Source organism: Martinezella paranaensis (assembly GCF_014200235.1).
GTDB lineage: Bacteria > Pseudomonadota > Alphaproteobacteria > Rhizobiales > Rhizobiaceae > Rhizobium > Rhizobium paranaense.
Window position 1 is genome coordinate 1 of record NZ_JACHBI010000025.1, and the last position, 17,158, is coordinate 17,158.

Below are 17,158 nucleotides of genomic sequence, written 5' to 3' on the forward strand. Positions count from 1 at the left end.
AAGATCCAGATCGATCCGATGATCACCCACACCATGCCGCTCGAAGACATCAACAAGGGTTTTGAGCTCATGCATTCGGGAAAGAGTGTCAGGGGTGTTGTCGTCTATTGACGATCAGCAACTTTCTAAGAGGGGAATTACATGATCATTGGATCACCACGAGAACGGCTTGAGGGGGAAGCACGCGTCGCGATGACGCCGGACAGCGCCACCCAGCTTCAGAAACTCGGATATCAATGTGCCATCGAAACCGGCGCCGGCAAACTTGCCGGCTTCTCCGACGACGCCTATCGCGCAGCCGGCGTCAGGATCGTCGACAGCGTTGAAGCGCTTTTTGCAAGCGTAGACGTCATCGCCAAGGTGCGCCCGCCGGAGCCAAGCGAAATAGCAAGGCTTTCGAGCAACAAGACGCTGATCTCCTTCTTCTATCCTGCGCAGAATAAGGAGCTTCTTGAGCAAGCGAAGGCGACCGGCGCAAACGTGATTGCCATGGACATGGTGCCGCGCATTTCGCGCGCCCAGAAGATGGACGCGCTGTCCTCCATGGCCAACATCGCAGGCTATCGCGCCGTGATCGAAGCCGGCAATAATTTCGGCCGCTTCTTCACCGGCCAGGTGACCGCAGCCGGCAAGATCCCGCCGGCCAAGGTTCTGGTCATAGGCGCTGGCGTCGCCGGTCTTGCCGCCGTCGGCACCAGCATTTCGCTCGGGGCCATCACCTACGCATTCGACGTTCGCCCGGAAGTGGCCGAGCAGATCGAATCGATGGGTGCGGAATTCGTCTTCCTCGACTTCAAGGAACAGCAGCAGGACGGCGCGACAACGGGTGGCTATGCATCCCCATCGAGCCCGGAATTCCGCGAAGCGCAACTGAGGAAGTTCCGCGAGATCGCACCGGACATCGACATTGTCGTCACCACTGCGCTAATCCCAGGCCGCGACGCGCCGAAGCTCTGGCTCGCCGACATGGTCGCTGCGATGAAACCGGGCTCCGTGGTGGTCGACCTTGCGGCCGAACGCGGCGGGAATTGCGACCTGACCATTCCGGATCAGAAGATCGTTTCTGAGAACGGCGTCACCGTCATCGGCTACACCGATTTCCCAAGCCGCATGGCCGCGCAGGCCTCGACCCTCTATTCGACGAATATCCGTCACATGATGACGGACCTGACCCCGAAGAAGGATGGCGTTCTCGTCCATAACATGGAAGACGATGTTATTCGCGGGGCCACTGTGGCCTTTGAAGGCGAGATCACCTATCCGCCGCCGCCGCCAAAGATCCAGGCAATTGCAGCCCAGAAACGACAAGAAAAGGCCAAGGAGCTGACGCCGGAAGAACGCCGTGCCGCTGAGGCTTCCGCCTTCAAGTCGGCGACGCGCCAGCAGGTCGGCCTGCTCGTCGTCGGCGGCCTTCTCATGGCACTTATCGGCGCCTATGCGCCGTCGGCCTTCATGGGCCATTTCATCGTCTTTGCGCTTGCCTGCTTCGTCGGCTTCCAGGTCATTTGGGGCGTCAGTCATTCGTTGCATACGCCGCTCATGGCCGTGACCAACGCGATTTCCGGGATCATCATCATCGGTGCGCTGCTGCAGATCACAGCGGGCGGCTGGCTGGTGACAGCCCTTGCCGCCGTTTCGGTGGCGATCGCCACCATCAATATCGTCGGCGGCTTCATGGTCACCCGGCGCATGTTGAACATGTTCCAAAAGTCGTGACGCCGGCCCGGGGATCAGAATCATGTCTATCGGTATCCAGACCGCGGCCTACATCGCCGCATCCGTTCTCTTCATCCTTTCGCTCGGTGGCCTTTCCGGTCAGGAAAGCGCCAAGCGCGCCGTATGGTACGGCATCGTCGGCATGGCATTAGCCATACTCGCGACCATCCTCGGGCCAGGCGTCGGGCTTTCCGTCGTCCTGATCATCATGCTCGTCGTTGGTGCTGTCGTCGGCACATTACTAGCGCAGCGCGTCGAAATGACCGGCATGCCGCAGCTCGTGGCAGCGCTACACTCCTTCGTGGGCCTTGCTGCCGTGCTGATCGGCCTCAACTCCGACATGACGGCGCATGAGTTCGCCACCAATGCGGAAAAGATCATCCATGAAGCGGAAATCTTCCTAGGCGTCTTCATCGGTGCGGTGACCTTCACCGGCTCGATCATCGCCTATGGCAAGCTTTCCGGCCACATCGGCGGCAAGGCACTCATCCTGTCCGGTCGGCACATGTTCAACATCATGATGGTGCTCGTGTCGCTGACGCTGATGATCGTGTACATGAATGGCGCGGGTTCATGGTCGCTCTACCTGATGACGCTGATTGCCTTTGTTATCGGCGCTCATCTTGTCATGGCCATCGGCGGTGCCGATATGCCGGTGGTCGTTTCGATGCTCAACTCCTATTCCGGCTGGGCGGCGGCGGCGACGGGCTTCCTCCTCGGCAACGACCTTTTGATCGTAACCGGAGCGCTCGTCGGCTCGTCGGGCGCGATTCTGTCCTACATCATGTGCAAGGCAATGAACCGCCAGTTCCTGTCGGTCATTCTCGGCGGCTTCGGCAATGCCTCGGGGCCGGCAATGGAAGTCGTGGGCGAGCAGGTTGCCATCGATGCCGAAGGCGTTGCCGCGGCGCTCAACGACGCCGACTCGGTCATCATCGTTCCAGGTTACGGCATGGCGGTCGCGCAGGCTCAAAGTGCGGTTTCGGAACTCACCCGCAAGCTGCGCGCAGCCGGCAAGAACGTGCGCTTTGCGATCCATCCGGTTGCAGGCCGCCTGCCTGGCCACATGAACGTCCTGCTCGCGGAAGCCAAGGTGCCCTACGACATCGTGTTGGAGATGGACGAGATCAACGACGATTTCCACGAGACCGATGTCGTCATCGTCATCGGCTCGAATGACATCGTCAATCCGGCCGCCCAGGAAGATCCGAACTCACCGATCGCGGGCATGCCCGTGCTCGAGGTCTGGAAGGCCAAGCAGGTTTTCGTCTCCAAGCGCGGCCAGGGTACCGGCTATTCCGGGATCGAGAACCCACTGTTCTACAAGGAAAACACCCGCATGTACTACGGCGACGCCAAAGAGTCGGTCAACGGCCTGCTTCCGAGGCTGGCCTAAGTTCGATGATGAGTGCCGCCACCAACTGAAGAAATGTTCTCAAAGAAACGCGTTCCTCGGCAGCCATAAGACCTTCACCGGCAGGCTGCCTTTGCGCGTTCTGGATAGTTCATTCGGTCGCCCGACCACATCAGCGCGCGATAGGTTGTGGAGACGGACCCGTCCACATGCGGCTAAGGCCGCTCGAACGGTTTGTGTCAGATAGCGAGATCGCCTGCAAACTAGAAGGTGACCTGTGTTATCGAATAAATGAGCGGAATGACGCAACGCCCATGGCTAGGAGTGCCATGGGCGCGGACGGAGTCTTATTGATGCGTTCTTCAGCCCGAAATTCAGCCATGAAATATCTGACTGCCGGAAGTCGCTCGACTGTCGTTCGGAGCATCCATTTCGAGTGCGACTAAACGGTGATTTTGGCTCGCCGCTCAGCGTATGATCCTCGAGATCCGCCCCTGATGCGAGACGATCTGCTGCTATTCTTCGGGGGCAATGCGAACGACGATTCCACTGAGAGTCTCGTCAAAGGGGATCTGACAGGAAAGCCGCGAGTTCTCTTGGCGGTAGTCGGAGCCCTCCAGCAACTCGCTCTCGTCGATCGAGGGCGCTGCCAGGCTTGCGGTCTCTGGCAATTCCTCGACGTAGAGGTGGCAGGTAGCACAGGAAAGACACCCGCCACACATTGCAAGCAGCTCATCAAAGCCCGCGTTTCGGATATTCTCCATCAGCGAAGCGCCCACTCTTCCCTCGAAACTGTGCAGCTCTCCGTCCCGCGTACGCACTGAAATCATAGACATTTTTTCCTCCACTTTCATTCCTGCCCTCGAATGCCTCACAGCGCTTCGAGGCTAAGTTCCTTGAGTTGTTTCGATGTGTCTGCGAGCGCGTCGCGGTCGATCCTCGCCGAGCTGTCGACAAGCTTTCGTCCTTGCACGTAGTCGCGAGATGCATTGACGCAATCGAGGGCCAGCACCGCCCCGTCCTTCAGGTAGATAACGCTAAAGCTCCGGCTAGCGGGATTACCGCGTGTCACCACGCTGTCAAAGCCGTAGTTGAGACCAACTGTCTGCATCCTCAAATCGTATTGATTGGACCAGAACCAGGGCGTCGCATCATATGGCTTGAGTTCGCCGCAGATAGCCTTCGCAGCGGTCGTCGCCTGATCCGTCGCGTTCTGCACAGATTCAATGCGAATGCCACGGCCTTGTCTCAGCCGGGCGCAGTCTCCGATGCAGTAAATGTCCGGCAGGGACGTCTGGCAAAACTCGTCGATATCCACACCGTTTGCGCCTTCCGCGCCCGCCTCGATCAGCGGGCCGGCTGAAGGGATAATGCCTATACCGACCACGACGATATCGGCTGGGATTTTCTCGCCGTTCGCAAGCACCACGTTCTTGACGCGGCCGCTGGCCCCCTCCAGAGAGCCGACACCGCAGTTGAGGCGAATGTCGACGCCATGTGCGCGGTGCTCGGCTTCGTAGAACCTCGATACCGGCTCCCCGGCCACCCGCGCGAGTACGCGGTCGAGCGCCTCGACCAAAGTGACCTCTTTGCCGATCTCTCGGAATACCGCTGCCGCTTCGAGACCGACATAGCCACCGCCGACGATCACGATCCTTTCGGCGTCAGGCAGGACTTCGACGAGCGCGTCGCAATCCGCCTTGTTGCGGATATAGCAGATTCCGGCCAGCTCGCTGCCGGGGCAGGAAAGCTTCCTCGGTTCGCCACCGGCCGCCCAGACGAGCTTGCCATAGGAGAAGCGTTCGCCGAGGTCCGTGACGACGACATGGGCTGCCGCATCGAGGGTGGTTACACGCTGGCCCAGCATCAGTTCCACCTGTCGCGAGGCCCAGAAATCCTGCGGCCTGAGATGCATCCTTTCGAAGGATTTCTTGCCTGCGAGATATTCCTTCGACAGCGAAGGGCGGTCGTAGGGGACTTCCGGCTCGGCGCTGATCAGCGCAATGGTCCCACCGAACCCGGACTGCCTGAGCGCTGCCGCTGTCTGCGCGCCGCCGTGCCCGCCGCCGACGATGATGCAGTCGAAGAAGCGATTGTTGTCCTCCCGCGTCATTGTCATGACTTTCTTTCAGCGCCGATGAGGACGAAGCACATGGTCGCGGGCTTGTCGCCCTTGTTGCGCCAGGCATGGCGCGTGCCGCATTGGACGACGACGTCGCCCTGCTTCAGCAGCGTTTCGGCGCCGTCATCGAGTTCGAGCCAGACCTCGCCATCGAGGACAATGTCGTAATCCACTGTGTTGGTGGTGTGCATACCGGCTGTGTCGGGCTCGAACGCCTGGATCAGGCCGGGGATATGCACCGCCTGTTCCTTGAAGGCGGCCGCCGGATCGACGGTCGCGAACACCGAGTCCGGCGGGAAGACGACGATCATCAGCTTCGTCTCACCCGGTTCGGGGGTGATCAGGATTTGCGGCGGCGCCTGCTCCGCATGACCCTGCGGAAGGCTGGGTTTCGCCGAAGTTGCATAAAGGACCGAGGTAAGGTGGCCCGGCACAGAAGCGTATGCGTGGGCATTGGGTGCGGGGCCGTCGCTGATGAACACCGACTTGCCGTTGCTAATCCCTGTGACGACGCGCCGGGGTATGCGCAGTTCCGTTGCCCTATTCATAGATCAGGCCTTTCGCCTCAAGCTGCGGACGCATGTTGTTAATGTCGAGGCTCAGTTGGCCCGACTCGTAGAGACCGCGCTTTTCGTCTTCCATTTTCTGGCGTTTGCGCGCTTTTTCGAGGACCGTCGCGGCCTCGTCGCGCTTGACCACGCACACTCCGTCGTCGTCGGCGACGATGACATCGCCTGGCTCGATATAGGCTCCGGCACAGACCACGGGGACCTGAACGTTTGCCAACGTCTCCTTGACGGTGCCCTGGGCCGATATCGCCTTCGACCAGACGGGAAAGTTCATGGACCTGAGGTCGGCGACATCGCGTACGCCGGCATCGATCACGAGTCCTAGAATTCCGCGAGCCTTGCAGGATGTCGCGAGAAGATCGCCGAAATATCCGTCCGTGCACGGCGAGGTCGGTGTGACGACCAGGATGTCGCCGGGCTGCGCCACCTCAAGGGCGACATGGATCATCCAGTTGTCACCCGGTGGCACCTCGCATGTGAGCGCCGTGCCGCCGATGCGCGCGCCCTCGATCACGGGGCGCAGATGCGGGGCCAGCAATCCCTTGCGGCCTTGCGCTTCATGGACTGTGGCGACACCCAGCTTGCCCAGGGCTTCGCATATCTCGCGATCCGTCCGCGGTGTCTTGGTCATTACCTTCATTGGGAGCCTCCCGAGATGCAATCAAACGTATTTCAACCAGCCGACCGCGCCCTGGAGGAAGCTGCGCTCGAACACGCCTGCGGCGCTCGATCTGGCTGCTTCGTCAAGCAGGTTGGCGCGGATCATCAAGTCGACCGTGGCATTCATCGCAGCTTGCGGAATGGAAAGATCGCCGGGCCACATGCCCATGTCGCGCATGTAGTGAAGGCCGCGTGAGGCGAGTTCGCTGTCGTCTTTCGTGGTAATTCGCTGGAAAATCGGAAGCGTGATGTCGTCACGGCTCGGGTCGTTTGTTATTGCATAGGCCTCGAACAGCGCCTTGAGGAAACGGCCGACCACATCGCGGTTACCGTCCAACCAGCTTTTGCGGCCGATGACAGCGGCGAAGACGATCTCGGGAATGACATCGTTGATCTCGCCGATCAGGTTGTAGCCTTCGCGTTCGGCCAGGAAATTCCATGGCGCGGGCTGCGGGGCGCAGGCAATTTCCCCCGCCTGCAGGGCTTCCCAGCGCTTGGTGTGGATGCCGGCAAGTTCGAACTCGTAGTCGCCGGGATACCGCAGGCCTTCCTTCGACAGCAGCATTTGAGTGTAGATCGCCGTGCCCTCTGTCAGTGACGAGGTGCCGACCTTTTTGCCCTTGAGGTCCTTGATCGTCTTGACCGAAGGCTGAGCGACGAGCGACATCGGCAGGCGATTGGAATTCGAGGCGATGACCCTGAGCTCGCCGCCTTTGACGAAGTTCGAGACGGCACCTTCAGGTGGGGTTATCGCGAGATCGGCCTCGCCTTCGACAACAGCGGTGGTCGCCTTGTCGACGGTGCCCATTTTCTTGTACTCGATCACCAGCCCGTGCTTAGCGAAAATTCCATGCTCTTCGGCCACGAAGACCGGGAGCCAGTTGAACCCTTGCGCCCCGCCTGCGAGGCTTAGATGTTGGCTGGAAGCCATATGATTTCTCCCTGATATTCGCCAGAGCGGTCAGCGTTTCACGGAAACGCTTTCCCGCTCTATCCCTTTGTTTTTACGCATTCCGGACGGAAAACCGCTGCGCACTTTTCCTGGAACTGCTCTGGGCTTCAAAGTCCGCGCCCGCGCAGCCTTTCGTCCAAAAGCGGATAGACCCGTCGCGCGTTTCCTTCGAAGACCGCCTGTCTCTGATGATCATCGAGGGCGAGATGGTCGATGTATCTCTTCGTGTCGTCGAACGGGTGCCCGGTCTCCGGATCGGTCGCCTTCACAGCGCCCAGCAGCTCGGAACCGAACAGGATGTTCTTGGTGTCGACGACGCGGAAGAGCGTATCGATGCCCGCCTGGTGATAGACGCAGGTGTCGAAGAACACATTGTTCATGAGGTGCGTGTCGAGGCCCGGCTTTTCGAGCATGATCGACAGGCCGCGATAGCGGCCCCAGTGATAAGGCGCGGCCCCGCCTCCGTGCGGTATGATGAGCTTGAGTTCCGGATGGCGCTCGAAGAGGTCTCCCTGAATCAACTGCATGAACACCGCCGTATCGGCGTTAATGTAGTGTGCGCCCGTCATGTGAAGGCAGCGCTCACAGGAACTCGAAACGTGGATCATCGCGGGGACCCTGAGAGCGACCATGGCCTCCCACATGGGATCCCACCATGGATCGTAGATCGGTGGCGCACTCCAACGCCCGCCTGATGGGTCGGGGTTGAGATTGCATCCGACGAAACCGTTTTCGACGCAGCGCTCCAACTCCTCGATGACATCAGACAGGTCGCCGTCGACTGTCTGAGGAAGCTGGCAGACCGCCGCGAAATTATCCGGGAACATGTCAACGATCCGGCCAACGTTGTCGTTCGATAGGCGCGACCACTCCTTGGCGACCGACAGCCCCGGTACATGGTGTCCCATGCCGGAAGCACGGGGGCTGAGTAGCGTCACATGCGAACCACGCTCGCGCTGAATTTTAAGCTGGTTCGCCTCAATGATATCGTGCAACTGCTTGTCGGCGATTCCGGGATAGACGGGGAGCTGGCAAGACTTTCCTTCCGCATAGGCGACTTGCGTCGCGCGGAAGGCGTGGTGCTCCGGCGGTTCGGTCGTGAAGTGGCCGTGGCAATCGATGATCAGCGACATCACGCATTCCACTTCGCGGGGAGGTCGGATATGCCACGGAACCGCCAGCCTTTGCCCTTGACCTCCCGCGACGGATCGAGACGAAGATCGGGCAACTGCCGGAACACCTCGGTAAGCGCAATCTCGCCCATCGCACGGGACAGGAAGTGGCCGGAACAGAAGTGCGGACGGAAACCGAACGACAGGTGCTGCTTCTTCTTGCGGAACATATCGAAGCGGTCGGCATCTTCGAAACGCGTCTCGTCGCGGTTGGCCGACCCCATGACGATGGCGACGGATGACCCCTGGGGGATGACCGTGCCGGCGATCTCGAAATCCTCTTTGGCGATGCGCGGCGTTACGCCGATCGGGGCGATCCAGCGCAGACCCTCGTCGAAGGCGCGCATCGCGTTTTCCTGCGGCTGCTCCGCCATAAGCTTCGCCTGATCGGGATTCGAAAGAAGACCCGTGCAGGCGTTCGCCGCTGCATGGCCTGGCTCCTGAAGGCCGCCGAGGATGATGACGCGCATGGTCGGAGAAATCTCCTCCCAACTGCGAACCTCGCCCTTGGGCATGCCGCCATACATGACATGGCTGAGCAGCGAGTGGTTGGGCTTCGCCAGGCACGCCTGGTAAAGATCGCCCATCTGCTTGTCGATGTCGGCGAGCGCGTCGTCCAGTCGCTTCCATATGGCCGGATCATTGCTGACGTTCTGCAGACCCAGCGCCATCGCATGAAACCACTCGACGAGGGTTTCGTTTGGCGTCTCCGTCAGACCGATGACATCGCCAATGCACCGCACCGAGATCGGCTCGAAGAGTTCCGTCGTCAGGTTCGCTTCACCATTCTTCTTGATGGAGTCGATGTAACGCTGCACGACCGGGCGTGTCAGACCTTCGACGAACGAGCGCACGCGTTCCTGCGTGAGATTCTCGTCGATACCCTGGCGGAGGCACTGATGATCCTCGCCAGACATGGTCAGGACGTTCGGCATGCCCATGACGCGGGCTTCCGGACGGTCCGCCGAGCCCGACGGTCCGAACACCTTGTCGTTGCCGCCGATCGTCCGGCAGTCGTCGAACCGCGTAATGAAATATTCTTTCGTCCCTTCGAAGAAGGCCACAGGCTCCTCCGCGCGTAGCCTCGCGTAGACGGGATAGGGGTCCCTATAGAGATTTTCGCCCGTCAGTTCGGTGTTCGTTCCCGTCATTGAATTCCTCCCTCACCCTGCTTCGCAAGGTTTTCGCCAATCCCGCCGCCATGTTCTCCAACCCGACGGCATGCATTCTCAGGACGTTCCTTTGGAGCAATCGCCACGCGATTGATGCTTGACATACCGAAACGTCTTCGGATACTGATAGGTATCCAAAGCGGGATTGGCTGTCAACAAGAGAAATGGACAGGCCGTGGAGAGACCGCTTCGGAAGGGAGGAAATCAGTGAGCAACAGCAGCATCGCCGAGGTGCGCCTTGTGCTTGAGGCGCGGGATGTCTCCGTGCAATTTGGCGGCGTCAAGGCCCTAACCAACGTGTCGGTTTCCGTGAAGGCAGGAGAAATCTGTGGCTTGATCGGGCCGAACGGCGCAGGCAAATCGACCTTTCTCAACGCGGCGACCCGGCTTGTTAATTACACAAGCGGATCGATCATGCTGGGCGGTCAGCCGCTCGAGGGCGTCGCTTCGCGCGAGATGATCGGAATGGGCATCGCGAGGACCTTCCAGAACCTTGGTATCTATGCCTCGATGACCGTTCTGGAGAATGTCATGCTCGGGGCACATCATCAGTTTGGCGGCAAATTCGCTCAAGCGATCTTCGCTCCATCCCGAGCAAGGGCTGTGGAGCGGTCCGCGCGCGAAAAGGCAATGGCGGTGCTTGAAGAGGTCGGCATGGCCGAGCTCGCCCCGCGCACCGCCGGATCGCTTCCCTATCCCCTGCAAAAGCGTATGGAGATTGCTCGCGCGCTTGCTGCCGAGCCTGAAATTCTTCTGCTTGACGAACCCGCCGGCGGGCTGACGCACGGCGAAGTCCACGAATTCGGATCGCTCGTCGACGGTATCAGACGCAAACGGAACCTCTCCATTCTTCTCATCGAGCATCACATGGGCTTGGTCATGAGCCTTTGTGACCGGATCGTTGTGTTGCACCTGGGCCGCAACTTGGCCGAGGGCACCCCTTCCGAAATCAAGTCCAACGACGCGGTGATTGCCGCCTACCTCGGGAAGGCCGCATGACGCTGGATCTCAAGAATCTCTCCGTATTCTACGGCAAGACGCAGGCGCTGTTCGACTGTTCGTTCTCAGTGGGCGAAGGCGAGTTTGTCGCCCTGCTCGGCTCCAACGGGGCCGGGAAGACAACGCTCCTGCGCGCCGTGTCGGGACTGCTCCCATTCAAGGGCTCGGTTGCCTTTGCTGGAAAAGCGCTCGACAAGATCGTGGCGCAGAAGCGCCTCGCGCTCGGCATCGCGCACATACCCCAAGGACGAGGGACTTTCTCCGAGTTTACGGTCGATGAAAACCTGTCGCTCGGAGCGACGATCGTGTCCAACCGATCCCAAGTGAGGGAGGACAAGGAACGCTGGTACGAGACATTCCCGCGTCTGCGCGAACGGCGCAACCAGCTTGCGGGAAACCTTAGTGGCGGAGAACAGCAGATGCTGGCTGTGGCACGCGCGCTCATGTCCCGACCGAAGCTTCTGATGTGCGACGAGCCATCGCTCGGGCTCGCCCCTTCGATCACCCAGGAAATCCTGGCGATTTTCAAGACGCTCAACAAGGATCACGGCATGACGCTGCTCGTGGTCGAGCAGAATGTCGACATCACCCTTCTATATGCCGACCGGGCCTTCGTCATCGAGGCCGGCCAGATCGTCGCGAGCGGTGCGGCAAAGGAGCTGATCGGCAACGAAGACATCAAGAAATCTTACCTGGGAGTTGCCTGATGAGCCTCTTCTTCCAGCTCGTCGTCAGCGGCCTGACCACGGGCGCAATTTACGCCGCGCTGGCCCTGGCGCTCGTCCTCATCTTCAGGGCAACCAACGTCGTCAACTTCGGCCAGGGCGAGATGGCGACCTTTTCCGCCTATGTCGCCTGGCAGTTGATGCACTGGGGTGCGCCGCTCTGGCTCGCCGTCCTCGCGAGCCTCATTGTGGCGTTTGCTATTGGGATTGTAACTTTCCGCTTGATTATCCGGCCGATGATGAGCGCTCCGGTGGAGGCAATCGTCGTTATCACCCTTGGTATCCTCGTTCTCTTCCAAGCCGCGTGCATGTGGATGTGGGGCGCCGAACAGCTCTCGTTCCCAAGCCTTTTCCCTGACGGCGGCTTCAATATCGGTGGGGTTCGCGTGCTCTCTTCCGCCATCGGCACGCTGACGATCCTTCTTGTTATTGCTTTGGCAATGGGCATCATCTTCCGGTTCACCAGGCTTGGCCTGTCGATGCGCGCGGCCGCCTTCGACCATGCTCGAAGCGTGCTGGTCGGCGTCAACGTCGAACGCATGCTGATGTTGGGATGGGGCTTTGCCGCTGTCATCGGGGCGCTTGCCGCCATCCTCATTGCCCCCCGCCTGTTCCTCAGCCCGACAATGATGACGCCAATCCTCTTTTACGGGCTCGCTGCAGCGACGCTCGGCGGCTGGGACAGTCCGCTTGGCGCGATCGTCGGCGGCCTCGCCGTCGGCGTCGCCGAGAGCTTGGGTGCCAGCTACCTCTCATTTATCGGCGCCGACATGCGCATCGCAGTGCCGATCGCCCTCACCCTGGTCATCCTGCTTGTGAAGCCCGTTGGCCTGTTCGGTTCCTATAAGGTGACAAAGCTATGAATGATGGAGTCCGCGCGGCCACTCTCAAGTTCGGTCTCTTCGCGATCGTCGCGATCCTGATCCCAGTCTTTGCGCCGGGATATGCGTTGCAACAGGTGGCGATTGCCATTGCCTACGCCATCGCCATTCTCGGTTTGAATCTACTGATGGGGTTCGCCGGGCAGATTTGCCTTGCACAGGGAACGCTGTTCGGTGTCGGCGCTTACGTTACCGCGATCCTCAACGCCACCTACGGCGTCTCGCCGCTCGTGACGCTGCCTGCCTCAGCCGCGGTGGCAGCCGCGATTGGGCTGGTCATCGGCCTTCCAGCACTCAGGCTTCAGGGCTTGCAACTGGCCATCGTTACATTCGGCATTGCGGCCGCGTTCCCGCAACTGCTGCTAAAGATGAAAAGCCTGACCGGCGGCGTATCGGGGCTTTCGATCGACGCCCCCGAAGCTCCGAGTTTCTTCTCGGATCGCCCCGAACTGTGGCTCTATATCATATCGCTTACGTGCGCGGGTGTCGGTGCCCTGCTCGTCTCGCTGATGCTCTTCGGCGACAACGGGCGCGCCCTTAGAGCACAGCGGGATAATCCACAAATTGCTCAGGCGCTCGGCATCAACCTGACACGCACCCGTCTTTGGGCATTTGCCGCAAGTTCGGCGCTCGCGGGACTCGGCGGTGGCGTGTTCGGTATCATCAGCGGTTTCATCAGCCCGGAGTCGTTCCTGGCAATCCTGTCCATCAACATCGTGATCGGCAGCATTGTCGGCGGCGTCACCAGTATCGTCGGAGCGTTTCTCGGCGGTCTGTTCATGGTCTTCGTCCCGACCTGGGCATCTGACATCAACCTGAGTCTCGGCAACCTGATCTACGGCCTCGCGCTGATCCTGATCATGATGGTCGCGCGCAATGGGGTCACTGGCTTCATCGAAAAATGGCTCTCGATGACTTTTCGGAGGATGGCGAGTAGCCGACGCCAAATTGAAACAAGGGAGGAACTGATATGAGATTTATCTCTGTACTGAAAGGATGCGCGATGCCGCTGGCCGTCGCGGCACTGCTCGTGGCAAGCAATGCCAATGCAGCGGAACCGTCGCCGGGCGTCACCGACGACACCATTAAAATTGGTGTCACAGGACCGCTGACTGGACCGGTCGCGGTCGTCGGCGGCGTCGCCGAAGGCATTCGGGCGCGGGTCGAACAGGCCAACGCCGAAGGCGGCGTCAAGATGGGCGACGGCAAAACCCGCAAGATCGATCTCGTCATCGAAGATGATGGCCTTGATCCCCAGCGCACCTTGGCGAATGTCCGCAAGATGGTCGAAAAAGATCAGGTATTTGCTCTCGTCGGCACAGCCGCGACGCCAAACAATCTGGCGATCGGCCGCTACATCACGCAGAAGAAAGTGCCGAACGTTTTCATGTATTCCGGTGTCGTCTCCCTGAACGCACCCGAATGGGAGGTTGGCTTCGTACCGTCGTTTTCAACCGAAGCAGACTCATTTGCTGCATACCTTCAGATCAACAAGCCCGACGCAAAGGTGGCCTTCCTGTATCTGAACACGGAGACGGGCCAAACCTTCATGAAGGCCTTCGATAGCGCAATCGACGGAACGAACATCAAGGTGATCGAACGCCAGCCGGTGACATCGCAGGACCCCACTGTCGAGACCCAGCTAAACACTCTGAAAGCTTCCGGCGCCGATACATTGGTGATTATCGCCGCGCCGCGCCAGGGGGGCGAAGCCATCCGCTTCCAATCCGAAAGCGGTTGGAAGCCTTTGACACTGGTCACCAACTTGTCGTCGGCGTATCCGGTTCTCCAGTCAGTCGGCCTGGAAAATGCCAAGGGTATCATCACCTCCGACTTCCTGAAGCCGATAACCAGCGATCAGAAGTCCGGCGACGAAGGCGTCGATCACTATCTCGACGCCATCAAAGCAGCCAAGGTGAACTTCGTCTTCGCCAACACGATCGGCCAGACCGGATATGCAATCGGCGACGCGCTCATCCAGTCCCTCGAAAAGCTCAAGGACCCCACCCGCGAAGAGCTGATGAAAGTCGTTCACAACATGAACGGATGGAAGAACCCATTGCTCCAAGAGGGCATCACAATGACGACCAAGGAAGGATCCGACATCTACCCTGTGGAAGCACTCCAGCTATACCAGTTCGATGGCCGGGAATACGTACCGCTCGGTGGGGCTTTGAACTTTGAAGGCAAAACACACGAATAATTCTCCCTCCCAACAGGTGCCGGCAACCCCGGCACCTGCATACCATATTTGGCACTTGCTCTCGGGCGACCGCCTCGTTTGAGATACCGCGTTTGCTTCACCTCAACGAGCACCACTCAGATGTGGAAATGATTTCTGCATCTGAGTGTAGGTCACTCGTCAAGCTCTTGAACGGGTGTGAACCCACGCTCACGGGCAGACCGGAGCGATCACCTTATCGAAGACTTCCCGGAGCCCGCTATAGGCCAACTCTTTTCCGGCGGTTGTTATCGGCATCCACTTCACCTCACGGGAATTCTTCTCGGGATAGTCCTTGTCCTTGTGGTAAGAGAACGAACCAATCCTCAGTTTCGTCACTTCGCCAATGACGCCCGCTTCCTCGAAAGCCTCTCTTTGGGCCGCCTCAAATGACGTCTCACCTGGTTCGATATGTCCTTTCGGGATGCCCCAGCCACCGTGGCTGCGGCTGGAGATCAGGAGAACTTCGGTCTCCCCTAACTCACCGTGCTGTCGCAAACAGATGGCGCCAGCCTGCGCGATCTGCCGTGCGGGCGTTGCCAATTCGAAGTGATCATTCCGCGTCCAGCCGTGGACGAGTTCGATTGTCATCGTCGCTTCCACCGTCTTTTTAACGAATATGCTCAAGAATAAGGCCGAACGAAAACCGCATTCCTTCGAGAGCAAAGGTCCAGCAGCCTTGTTTATGACAGCTTAGTGACTATTGTCGCCGAGGAGAAGGAGAAATCGATGGGTGACAAGCGTAAGAAGATTTATGAGGCTCTCGTCGATGGGGCAACTGAGGGTCTGAGTGGAAATGCCTTATACGAATTCGTTTTGAAGCGTTGTCCGAAAACCTCCAGCAAGAAGATCGTCCGCGCATCGCTTTTGGCACTTACCGATCCTCACCTGACGGATAGGAATGTGCTCGACACAATCTATGCTCTGGCGATCAAGCATCGCATGGACGAGGTTCGTGTGGCGGATGATCATGACGAGGAAGACGCCGAGGAAGATAAGGAAGTCGTCCCTTCCGTTAAAAGCTCAAAGCGCCGCACGACGGAAATTCAGGCGCCTGCCCAGCAACTCTAGCGCCGCGGAAATCTGTGGCTTCTTTTATGGCGAGCAGTTCATCTCGCCGGCCCGGAGCAGCTTCCATTTCGCCGATAATCGCAAGTCTGGACATGATAAACCTCTTTCTTTGCTCTTGATTGCGCCGCCGCCCGTAGTGGCTGGTGGCGGCAGGCGGTTGAGAATGTATCAGGCACGCAGCGGTCGGAATGCTGCGCGGAGTTCAACGGAAAACAGTTCCGGCTGCTCCCAGGCAGCGAAATGGCCGCCCTTGTCGACCTCGTGGAAATAGCTGAGGTTACGATAGGCACGGCGAGCCCATGTTTCCGGCGCCCGATAGCTTTCATCCGGAAACACCGTGATCGCCACCGGCAGCGAAATTTCCGAGGTCTTCTGCGGCCCCGAGAAGGCCGGGCTGCTGCCGCCCGTCTCCCAATAGATCCGGCTTGCCGACGCCGCACTATTCGTCAGCCAGTAGAGCGTAATGTCATCGAGGACATCATCCACGGACTTTTCCGGATCGTCCTTGCTGTAGCTCCAGTGCAAGAAGCCGGGGTGGCCGAGCAGCCATGCGGCTAGGCCAACCGGGGAATCCGACAGCCCGTAAGCGATCGTCTGCGGGCGTGTGCCCATCATGATGGCGTAAGAGCGAGCGCCGCTCTTGGCACCGGCACTGAGCGCATCGAAGGTGGCACGCTCCTGTTCCGATAACCCTGCGGGCGCCGGCCCGCCGACGGCGAGCACGGCAGCGACATCTGGCGGCACGACTGCCGGCAGGTTGATATGAATACCGGCGAGGCCATCCGGCGCCAACCGCGCAATGGCGCTGGATATGGGCGAACCCCAATCGCCGCCCTGAGCGACATAATGGGTATAGCCGAGGCGCTGCATGAGTTCTGCCCAGACCTTAGCGATCCGATCCGGGTTCCAGCCCGTCTCTGTCGGCTTGCCGGAGAAGCCATAGCCCGGCAGCGAAGGAATGACGACGTCGAAAGCATCCTCGGCGCGCCCGCCATGTGCGGTCGGATCGGTCAGCGGACCGATGATCTTCAATTGTTCGAACACGGATCCCGGCCAGCCATGCGTGATGATGACCGGAAGTGCGTTGGCGTGCTTCGAGCGAACGTGGATGAAATGGATGTCGACGTCGTCGATCCTGGTCATGAACTGCGGAAAAGCATTCAGCTTCGCCTCCGCCTTTCGCCAATCATAGTCAGTGCCCCAATATTCAACGAGCGGCTTGAGTTTGGTGAGCTTGATGCCCTGCGATTGATCGGGCACGGTCTCCTGATCCGGCCAGCGCGTGGCCTTCAGCCGCCGACGGAGTTCCACAAGCTCGTCTTCAGCAATATCGACGCGGAAGGGACGGATCGCTTCCTCAGTGGCGGCGTGCGCCGGCGTGATGGGAAAGACGCTGGCGAGGCCGGCGACAGCCACGCTCGCCGCTGCGGTGGCGATGAGGACACGCCTCTCCTGATCGACGACATCCATTTGGGTTGTCGCCGCACTGCTTATGGTCGACGGGTTCATGACACGGCCTCCTCGACAACGACTGGTACGGGCAA

At 59.7% G+C, this 17,158-nt stretch carries 17 protein-coding genes; 8 read left to right on the forward strand and 9 right to left on the reverse strand.

All coding sequences use genetic code 11. The features are described 5' to 3' along the window. The first annotated feature begins 141 nt into the window (after positions 1-141). Both GGD50_RS31045 and pntB read left to right on the forward strand, forming a co-directional pair. Positions 142-1,716, forward strand: coding sequence for a Re/Si-specific NAD(P)(+) transhydrogenase subunit alpha (locus tag GGD50_RS31045; protein ID WP_183940982.1), 1,575 nt, complete (start codon positions 142-144; stop codon positions 1,714-1,716). A 22-nt stretch (positions 1,717-1,738) separates the two neighbouring features. Then, positions 1,739-3,112, forward strand: coding sequence for a Re/Si-specific NAD(P)(+) transhydrogenase subunit beta (pntB, locus tag GGD50_RS31050; protein ID WP_183940984.1), 1,374 nt, complete (start codon positions 1,739-1,741; stop codon positions 3,110-3,112). A 473-nt stretch (positions 3,113-3,585) separates the two neighbouring features. Here pntB and GGD50_RS31055 read toward each other — a convergent pair whose 3' ends face one another. From GGD50_RS31055 to GGD50_RS31085, 7 genes are all read right to left on the reverse strand, one after another. Then, positions 3,586-3,906, reverse strand: coding sequence for a 2Fe-2S iron-sulfur cluster-binding protein (locus tag GGD50_RS31055; protein WP_112400461.1), 321 nt, complete (start codon positions 3,904-3,906; stop codon positions 3,586-3,588). A 35-nt stretch (positions 3,907-3,941) separates the two neighbouring features. After that, positions 3,942-5,189, reverse strand: a complete 1,248-nt coding sequence (locus GGD50_RS31060) for an NAD(P)/FAD-dependent oxidoreductase (protein WP_246451648.1) — start codon at positions 5,187-5,189, stop codon at positions 3,942-3,944. Continuing rightward, positions 5,186-5,740 (reverse strand): cupin domain-containing protein, encoded by a 555-nt coding sequence (locus tag GGD50_RS31065; RefSeq protein ID WP_183940985.1) that lies wholly within the window; start codon positions 5,738-5,740, stop codon positions 5,186-5,188. Before GGD50_RS31065 ends, GGD50_RS31060 begins: the two co-directional genes overlap by 4 nt. Further along, positions 5,733-6,401 (reverse strand): 4-carboxy-4-hydroxy-2-oxoadipate aldolase/oxaloacetate decarboxylase, encoded by a 669-nt coding sequence (locus GGD50_RS31070; protein ID WP_183940987.1) that lies wholly within the window; start codon positions 6,399-6,401, stop codon positions 5,733-5,735. The genes GGD50_RS31065 and GGD50_RS31070 overlap by 8 nt, the downstream gene beginning before the upstream one ends. A 21-nt stretch (positions 6,402-6,422) precedes the next feature. Next, positions 6,423-7,352, reverse strand: a complete 930-nt coding sequence (locus tag GGD50_RS31075) for an ABC transporter substrate-binding protein (protein WP_183940989.1) — start codon at positions 7,350-7,352, stop codon at positions 6,423-6,425. 128 nt (positions 7,353-7,480) lie between these two features. Then, positions 7,481-8,506 carry an amidohydrolase family protein gene (locus GGD50_RS31080; RefSeq protein ID WP_210319024.1) on the reverse strand — a complete coding sequence of 342 codons (1,026 nt, stop codon included), beginning with the start codon at positions 8,504-8,506 and terminating at the stop codon, positions 7,481-7,483. Next, complete coding sequence (locus GGD50_RS31085) at positions 8,506-9,696, reverse strand: cytochrome P450 (protein ID WP_183940991.1); 1,191 nt, start codon at positions 9,694-9,696, stop codon at positions 8,506-8,508. The genes GGD50_RS31080 and GGD50_RS31085 overlap by 1 nt, the downstream gene beginning before the upstream one ends. 228 nt (positions 9,697-9,924) lie before the next feature. Here GGD50_RS31085 and GGD50_RS31090 point away from each other — a divergent pair, with 228 nt between their 5' ends. From GGD50_RS31090 to GGD50_RS31110, 5 genes are read left to right on the forward strand one after another with little or no spacing between them, the layout of a single operon-like run. Continuing rightward, positions 9,925-10,716, forward strand: a complete 792-nt coding sequence (locus tag GGD50_RS31090; protein WP_183940993.1) for an ABC transporter ATP-binding protein — start codon at positions 9,925-9,927, stop codon at positions 10,714-10,716. Next, positions 10,713-11,423, forward strand: coding sequence for an ABC transporter ATP-binding protein (locus GGD50_RS31095; RefSeq protein ID WP_183940995.1), 711 nt, complete (start codon positions 10,713-10,715; stop codon positions 11,421-11,423). The genes GGD50_RS31090 and GGD50_RS31095 overlap by 4 nt, the downstream gene beginning before the upstream one ends. Next, complete coding sequence (locus GGD50_RS31100) at positions 11,423-12,304, forward strand: branched-chain amino acid ABC transporter permease (protein WP_113231951.1); 882 nt, start codon at positions 11,423-11,425, stop codon at positions 12,302-12,304. The genes GGD50_RS31095 and GGD50_RS31100 overlap by 1 nt, the downstream gene beginning before the upstream one ends. Then, positions 12,301-13,296 carry a branched-chain amino acid ABC transporter permease gene (locus GGD50_RS31105; protein ID WP_183940997.1) on the forward strand — a complete coding sequence of 332 codons (996 nt, stop codon included), beginning with the start codon at positions 12,301-12,303 and terminating at the stop codon, positions 13,294-13,296. The genes GGD50_RS31100 and GGD50_RS31105 overlap by 4 nt, the downstream gene beginning before the upstream one ends. Next, entirely contained in the window at positions 13,293-14,525 is a 1,233-nt protein-coding gene (locus tag GGD50_RS31110; RefSeq protein WP_183940999.1) for an ABC transporter substrate-binding protein, read from the forward strand. The genes GGD50_RS31105 and GGD50_RS31110 overlap by 4 nt, the downstream gene beginning before the upstream one ends. A gap of 189 nt (positions 14,526-14,714) precedes the next feature. On the opposite strand, the gene GGD50_RS31115 is transcribed toward GGD50_RS31110, so the two are convergent. Next, positions 14,715-15,134 (reverse strand): NUDIX hydrolase, encoded by a 420-nt coding sequence (locus GGD50_RS31115; protein ID WP_183941001.1) that lies wholly within the window; start codon positions 15,132-15,134, stop codon positions 14,715-14,717. Positions 15,135-15,272: 138 nt separating this feature from the next. Between GGD50_RS31115 and GGD50_RS31120 the strand changes: the two genes are divergently transcribed. Next, positions 15,273-15,614 (forward strand): hypothetical protein, encoded by a 342-nt coding sequence (locus GGD50_RS31120; RefSeq protein WP_183941003.1) that lies wholly within the window; start codon positions 15,273-15,275, stop codon positions 15,612-15,614. A 168-nt stretch (positions 15,615-15,782) separates the two neighbouring features. Here GGD50_RS31120 and GGD50_RS31125 read toward each other — a convergent pair whose 3' ends face one another. Then, positions 15,783-17,084: an epoxide hydrolase family protein gene (locus tag GGD50_RS31125; RefSeq protein ID WP_425504001.1), complete on the reverse strand. Its 1,302-nt coding sequence runs from the start codon at positions 17,082-17,084 to the stop codon at positions 15,783-15,785. Between the last annotated feature and the right edge of the window lie 74 nt (positions 17,085-17,158).

Coding starts and splice junctions, on each gene's coding strand:
- GGD50_RS31045 (WP_183940982.1), top strand. CDS start 142: ATGATCATTGGATCACCACGAGAACGGCTTGAGGGGGAAGCACGCGTC.
- pntB (WP_183940984.1), top strand. CDS start 1,739: ATGTCTATCGGTATCCAGACCGCGGCCTACATCGCCGCATCCGTTCTC.
- GGD50_RS31055 (WP_112400461.1), bottom strand. CDS start 3,906: ATGTCTATGATTTCAGTGCGTACGCGGGACGGAGAGCTGCACAGTTTC.
- GGD50_RS31060 (WP_246451648.1), bottom strand. CDS start 5,189: ATGACAATGACGCGGGAGGACAACAATCGCTTCTTCGACTGCATCATC.
- GGD50_RS31065 (WP_183940985.1), bottom strand. CDS start 5,740: ATGAATAGGGCAACGGAACTGCGCATACCCCGGCGCGTCGTCACAGGG.
- GGD50_RS31070 (WP_183940987.1), bottom strand. CDS start 6,401: ATGAAGGTAATGACCAAGACACCGCGGACGGATCGCGAGATATGCGAA.
- GGD50_RS31075 (WP_183940989.1), bottom strand. CDS start 7,352: ATGGCTTCCAGCCAACATCTAAGCCTCGCAGGCGGGGCGCAAGGGTTC.
- GGD50_RS31080 (WP_210319024.1), bottom strand. CDS start 8,506: ATGTCGCTGATCATCGATTGCCACGGCCACTTCACGACCGAACCGCCG.
- GGD50_RS31085 (WP_183940991.1), bottom strand. CDS start 9,696: ATGACGGGAACGAACACCGAACTGACGGGCGAAAATCTCTATAGGGAC.
- GGD50_RS31095 (WP_183940995.1), top strand. CDS start 10,713: ATGACGCTGGATCTCAAGAATCTCTCCGTATTCTACGGCAAGACGCAG.
- GGD50_RS31100 (WP_113231951.1), top strand. CDS start 11,423: ATGAGCCTCTTCTTCCAGCTCGTCGTCAGCGGCCTGACCACGGGCGCA.
- GGD50_RS31105 (WP_183940997.1), top strand. CDS start 12,301: ATGAATGATGGAGTCCGCGCGGCCACTCTCAAGTTCGGTCTCTTCGCG.
- GGD50_RS31110 (WP_183940999.1), top strand. CDS start 13,293: ATGAGATTTATCTCTGTACTGAAAGGATGCGCGATGCCGCTGGCCGTC.
- GGD50_RS31115 (WP_183941001.1), bottom strand. CDS start 15,134: ATGACAATCGAACTCGTCCACGGCTGGACGCGGAATGATCACTTCGAA.
- GGD50_RS31120 (WP_183941003.1), top strand. CDS start 15,273: ATGGGTGACAAGCGTAAGAAGATTTATGAGGCTCTCGTCGATGGGGCA.
- GGD50_RS31125 (WP_425504001.1), bottom strand. CDS start 17,084: ATGGATGTCGTCGATCAGGAGAGGCGTGTCCTCATCGCCACCGCAGCG.